The 5,490-nt window shown below is 63.4% G+C and carries 6 protein-coding genes; 5 read left to right on the forward strand and 1 reads right to left on the reverse strand.

Features of this window, described 5'->3' with window-relative positions:
* Positions 1–673 precede the first annotated feature (673 nt).
* The 5 genes from PSR1_RS21340 (at position 674) to PSR1_RS21355 (ending at position 4,692) form a co-directional block, all read left to right on the forward strand.
* Positions 674–2,074, forward strand: coding sequence for an adenylate/guanylate cyclase domain-containing protein (locus tag PSR1_RS21340; protein WP_059439379.1), 1,401 nt, complete (start codon positions 674–676; stop codon positions 2,072–2,074).
* Positions 2,075–2,080: 6 nt separating this feature from the next.
* Positions 2,081–2,770, forward strand: coding sequence for an SEC-C metal-binding domain-containing protein (locus PSR1_RS25045; protein WP_152643409.1), 690 nt, complete (start codon positions 2,081–2,083; stop codon positions 2,768–2,770).
* Positions 2,771–2,832: 62 nt separating this feature from the next.
* Positions 2,833–3,744 (forward strand): TIR domain-containing protein, encoded by a 912-nt coding sequence (locus tag PSR1_RS21345; RefSeq protein ID WP_059439380.1) that lies wholly within the window; start codon positions 2,833–2,835, stop codon positions 3,742–3,744.
* A 286-nt stretch (positions 3,745–4,030) separates the two neighbouring features.
* Positions 4,031–4,384 (forward strand): type II toxin-antitoxin system RelE/ParE family toxin, encoded by a 354-nt coding sequence (locus PSR1_RS21350; RefSeq protein WP_059439381.1) that lies wholly within the window; start codon positions 4,031–4,033, stop codon positions 4,382–4,384.
* Positions 4,381–4,692: a helix-turn-helix domain-containing protein gene (locus PSR1_RS21355; RefSeq protein WP_059439382.1), complete on the forward strand. Its 312-nt coding sequence runs from the start codon at positions 4,381–4,383 to the stop codon at positions 4,690–4,692. The genes PSR1_RS21350 and PSR1_RS21355 overlap by 4 nt, the downstream gene beginning before the upstream one ends.
* A 126-nt stretch (positions 4,693–4,818) precedes the next feature.
* Here the strand turns inward: PSR1_RS21355 and PSR1_RS24105 are convergent, their stop codons facing one another.
* The gene (locus PSR1_RS24105) at positions 4,819–4,986 is read right to left on the reverse strand and encodes a hypothetical protein (protein WP_160309045.1); all 168 of its coding nucleotides are present in this window, start codon (positions 4,984–4,986) and stop codon (positions 4,819–4,821) included.
* Positions 4,987–5,490: the final 504 nt, after the last annotated feature.

The raw sequence follows: 5,490 nt of genomic DNA on the forward strand, positions 1-5,490 counted from the left end.
CCCCCCCGAGTAGATCATGCCGCCAACCCGAACCGACAACTTTCTCTCCCATCTCGACCCCACCAACTCCCTATCCGACTGGTTAGTTTGGACCACGTGGTCCTAGATCCGGCCCCGCCGCCCTTCCATTCACTGAAAGCTCAAGGGTGCCAGCAACCCGACCCCTCACTCTCTGTGGTTGAGAGTGAGGGGTCGGGCTGATGGCACCCCGCGCGTTGCGACGATCACATCGGCGGGCGGCGGGGCTGGGCCGCCGCGTTCTCGCGGAGTTACGGGCTGGAATCCCGATTCCAACCCTGATCCCAATCGTGCTCCCTCCCTGGTGACTCCGGGACCCAGCCCCCGGGATCACCTCGAGTGAGCATCTTGGACCACGTGGTCCAACACCGCATTCACCGGAACCACAACACGTCGCGAGGGCGGCCGCCCCGCATCGCTGAACTACGACGTCGGTTCGGCCACTGCCTCGGCCTACTCGGCGAGACAGACGCGGTGACGCGGTGACGGCGATGTCAGGGGGTAGGTGTAGAAAAGGTACCCGAGCCGAGTCACCGAACACCCGCTCGCGATCGCACGCGCGCCCGGGTCGCTCCGGGTGACGTGTGGCTCGCCGTCGGTCAGACGCCAACAGGAGGGCACGATGGGGTGGGACCGTTCAACTGCCAAGAAGCGGATGAAGGATGCTTTCGATGGAATGAAGGATGTCGATCTGAAGCCCCTGACGCGCGAGATGGATCTCGAGAACCTCGCGCTCAAAGAGGCACGGATCGTGACCGCGGCGCACGTGTACCTGGACGTTACGAACTTCCAGAAGCTGCTGGAGGACCGCCGCGAGAACACATCTGAACTCAAGAAGCTGCTTCGGCATCTCGCCGTGTTCCAGCGGCAAGCAGAGCGCGTCCTCAGGACACACGCCGGCGCGGTGCGGATTCACTTCCAGGGGGCACGCCTCCATTTCATCGTGCACAAGCCGTACGACACTGAGGAGGGTGCAGAGTTGGCGCGCCTTGTGGCCGCCGTCACCATCGTCGAGCAACTGCGGCAACTCGGCGCCCTCGTACGGCTCCAGACGGACATCAGATTCGAGTTCGAGGCCGGAATAGCTTCCGGTGACGCCATCGCCACGATGAACTCGGGCCGGAACAATCGCCAACTCCTGTTCGTCGGCCCACCCGCGAACGACGCCGCGAAGGTACTCACCGGCTCGCCCGGCGAGCGGCTCGCAGCTAGCGCAGAGGGCTACCGTGATGATCTTCCGGCGGCAGCCGACCGTGACCCACTGCCAGAGAGCTTCGAGTCTGCCGTGAAGGAGGACGTCGACGCTCATCCGATTGAATCATTCGAGATCGTCGACGTGCGCGAGGCCATCGACTACGAGCGTCTCGGGAAGCGAGTCGCGCGGCTTTCGAGCGCGGCCACCCTTTATGGCGACGTCTCCGGGTTCACTGCGTATGTCGCAGGCCTCACGGACGATGCAACCAAGAAGATCGCTCTGCAGCACCTTCACGCGCTTCGAACTGAGATGCAGGCCATCGTCGAGGTGGATTACGGCGGCGACTTCGTCCAATTCCAAGGTGATCGCGTTCAGGGTCTCTTCTATGAACTGCGGAGCACTGGGAGGTTCACCAGCAAGACGGTGGAAGCTGCCGCGGCGCTGTGTTCAGCGATCGACGTCGCGAAGGATCTCTTCCCGGAGCTCAAGACGCTCGATATGGCAAACGGGGCGGATCTAGGCAAGGTTCTGGTTGGGCGCGTTGGCCTGAAAGGAGACAAGGAAGTAATCGTCGTTGGCAGGTCCGTCGCGAGAGCGGACGAGTTGCAGCGCGGATGCAAGGACGGATTCACCGCCATCACGGTGGGGTTGTGGGAGGCGATCGAGCCCGCGCTTCAGAAGCACTTCACCCTCGAAGCTGGCAGGCGCGTCTCAGACATCGACATCGACCGCCTCGAGGCGAAGAAGACTGTCGACTCGTTCCCGGCTCGGATCAAGGTGGGCGGCTCACTGTCGGCCGGCGCCACGTTCACACCCGTCACAGAGGGCGGTTCCAAGCCGGCACGTTCATACGGCGAATAGCTGACCATGCCGGGTGATGGACATCGCGAGCTACAGGCCGAGCCCGTGGGATCCCGTCGGAAGCGCGAGATCTCCGCCTTCCTGGCGCGTGAGCCCGACTGGATCGAAGCCGAGCCGGATGTCCTTACCGGGCCAGCACGCATTCCGCGACCATCAGGCGGCCACTACACGTTTCAGCTGAGAGTCGAGCTGCCGTTCCACTTCCCGAGCAAGTCGAGCGATCCGACAGTTACCGTCGTCGGCCACGATCTTGGGGCCGCACTAACCGTGGATGACCACGTCCCCGGAGGCAAGCTGTGCCTGCAGGTGAGGAACAGTGGCGACATAGACTACGCAGAGGGTGGCCTACCCGAACTCATCACCCAGGTCGCAATACATCTCTGGCGCGTAGTGCTGCGAAAGCATGGCGGAACCTACCCGGGCCCAGCGCGCTCTCACTTCCCGGACGGACTATATGAGGATCAGCGCGACCGACTTCATCCGGCTCTGCAACGTTACGCCGACCCTGCGATACAGCGGGAAATACCGGCGCATCGAACGGCGTGCCCTTGTGGGACGGGCAGGCGGTTCGCGGACTGCTGCGAGGTCGTGGTGCGAAGTGTCCGGCACGAGTTTCGTGCGATTCGGCGGCGGGTCCGCGACCTCAATCGGATGCACCCGCACCTAACGCAAGCGCTCATGCGCGGCGAGAAGTAGCGGCGGCATCACCGCACACAGACTCGATACCTGACACGCACTTGGAATACTGAGGGTGCACGATGAAAGACCGTTTCGCTGGGACATCCGGAAGGCCGAACCTGATCGCTGCCCTAGCGCAACAGCGCATCATTCAACACGACGACGCGATCGCGCAGGCGTTGGCGAGTACCGGCGAGTTGGTCGAGTTTGCTGCCGGCGAGACGGTCGTCGCGCAGCGCGCGACAGATAGCGACGTGTTCTTCATCATCAGCGGCGACGCCGACGTGTTCGTAAACAACCGCGAAGTCGCCACACGAGGGCCGCGTGAGGTCATCGGCGAAATGGTGGCCGTTGATCCCACCGCCCGTCGGTCGGCCACCGTTAAGGCACGTACGCCCTTGCTCTGCCTGAAGGTGAGCGCACCCGACTTTGTCGCCGCGGGGGAGGGTTCAGCTAAATTCTGGCGCGCAATCGCAGACATGACAGGCAATCGCCTGCGGCAGCGTGAACGTTTCCACCGTCCGGCGAATGACGTCCCCGTGATGTTCGTCGGCTCATCGTCTGAGGGCCTACCCGTTGTCGGCGAGTTGGAGGAGGCATTCAAGCACGATCACGCACTCGCACTCCACCCATGGACCAAAGATGTGTTTGGCCCTTCGGGCGTGCTGATCGACGATCTGCTGGTCGAAGTGGAGAACTCCGACTTCGCACTGTTTGTATTCGGACCGGACGACAAGATTGCGAGCAGAGGCGACACCCAGGACGGGCCGAGGGATAACGTCATCTTCGAGATGGGGCTCTTCGTATCGCGCCTGGGACGCGAGCGCGTGTTCATGCTCCGCGAGAAGGGCACGACGCTTAAAATCCCCAGCGACCTGCTGGGTATCACCCCGGTAACGTACGTCTGCAAGGGTGGATGCACGCTCGGACAGGCGCTCGGTGGTGCGGTAAACGAGATCCGAAAGGCCGTTCGTTCGCAAGGCGCCCTCTAGCGATTCGATTCCACGAAAAGCGAGCGAAGTGTCTGTGAACCTTTAAGTGAACCGAACCGAGCGGGGATCCCAGAACAGGTCGCCAACTGGGTGCGGCGCTTCACGCGCTGCAAGTATCCCTTCTTCTGTAGCGCTACGAGTCTGTTCCCCGCAGTCGAGGATGCGGCGCCCCTGTCCTGGGCCGCAAACGGTTACCCCCTTCGAATCCGGACATGAGCTTGACGACATATGAGCTGAAGCTTATAGTCGGTCAGCTCGATGTCGGACGGGAGCGGTAGAGAACCGCATGGCTGTCGTCAATGCGACCGACGAGTTCGAGCAGTGGATCGAGGGCTTGAGCCATCGAGAGCAGAAGGCCGTGCTCCAAGTCGTGAAGATTCTCGAGCAGGTGGGCATCGCGCTCGGGGAGCCGTATTCGAGCGCCCTCAAGGGGACGAAGCACCCGCTGCGCGAGCTTCGCCCGAAACGCGGCGCAAGCCCGCTCCGGATCATCTACGCGTTCGATCCTAGGCGGGAGGCGCTGCTCCTGCTCGGCGGCGACAAGGGGAACGACAAGCGCTTCTACGAACGGACGATCTCCAGAGCTGAGCAGCTATGGGAGGCGCACCTCGACGAACTGGAGAAGGGAAGCGGGCGATGAAGGCCAAGACCAAGAGCTGGAAGCAGATCGAGAAGAAGCTCTTCACGCGCGAGGAGATCGCCGAGGCCGAGCGATTTGCGGAGCGCGAGATCCTTGAGATGAACCTCCGCGAGCTCCGGCAGGCAACCGGCAAGACCCAAGAGCAGGTAGCCCGCGCTGCGAAGATGAAGCAGTCTGAGTTGTCGCGAGCCGAGCGACGCGAGGATCACCTGTTGTCGACGCTGCGGCGGTACGTCGAAGGGCTCGGCGGAGAGCTCCAAGTCGTCGCGCGGGTGGGGGGCAAGGTTGTGAAGCTGCGCGGAGTATAGGCTCGAAAGCCCTCCGAGCACGGCGGAGATATTGGATCGTGCGCCGCAGCCCGTATGCACGCGCCCGCGGAGCACGTCCTTCCCGCGGTCATCGAGCGTGAGCACGTCAACGAGACTGAGCCGATCTCATCCATGGTTCGCGCTCGCCGACGCGGTCCCGCGGATGGCGGTTACCTGCCGGACAGCCTGGCGAAGGAACTCCTCGACCAGCGACGCCTCGGCGAGCGCACGAGACGCACGCTTGGCTACGATGAGACCGGCCTCGAGGAACAACTCGGGGGTCACGATCGGCAACCCGTTCTCGCCGTTCGCGGTGTCACCTCCGACGGTCTCCCTAGAGACGTGACCCGACGCCTCCTGCGGCCGCGAGGGGCTCTCTGGAGCGTTTTCGGGTACCGCGTAAGTGCCTGAAACGGCGCGCGATATTCCAGGTTCAAATCCCTTTTCCCGCTCCATCTTGCCCCCGGTTCCTCCCTGGAACCGGGGGCTTCTTCGTTCAGCCCTGCGACGGCGCAACAGCGCCGCTAGACGCCGTCGTGTGCAGACGCGCACGGCCTCGGCAGATCACGAACTGACACCGCGCACGTGGAAGCCGCGCGTGGCCCTGACTTCTCCTAGAGGCTCAGGTCGAGTCCGGACGCTGGAACGACGTCGCACGTCTCATGGCGCCATCGTTCGATCTCGTCTCGTCCGGCGCGAAGAACGAGGAGATCTCCTTCGCCGTTGCCCGCAACCGCCACCGCGTCCGGGGGAAACCCGGTCCATGTGGTGCGCGCCTGCTGCGTCTCGGCAAGCATG

It is taken from the genome of Anaeromyxobacter sp. PSR-1 (genome assembly GCF_000964525.1).
Classification (GTDB): Bacteria; Myxococcota; Myxococcia; order Myxococcales; family Anaeromyxobacteraceae; genus Anaeromyxobacter.

Bases quoted from the DNA above. Each gene is read 5' to 3' on its own strand.
- PSR1_RS21340 (WP_059439379.1), top strand. From the start codon at position 674: ATGAAGGATGCTTTCGATGGAATGAAGGATGTCGATCTGAAGCCCCTG.
- PSR1_RS21350 (WP_059439381.1), top strand. From the start codon at position 4,031: ATGGCTGTCGTCAATGCGACCGACGAGTTCGAGCAGTGGATCGAGGGC.
- PSR1_RS21355 (WP_059439382.1), top strand. From the start codon at position 4,381: ATGAAGGCCAAGACCAAGAGCTGGAAGCAGATCGAGAAGAAGCTCTTC.
- PSR1_RS25045 (WP_152643409.1), top strand. From the start codon at position 2,081: ATGCCGGGTGATGGACATCGCGAGCTACAGGCCGAGCCCGTGGGATCC.
- PSR1_RS21345 (WP_059439380.1), top strand. From the start codon at position 2,833: ATGAAAGACCGTTTCGCTGGGACATCCGGAAGGCCGAACCTGATCGCT.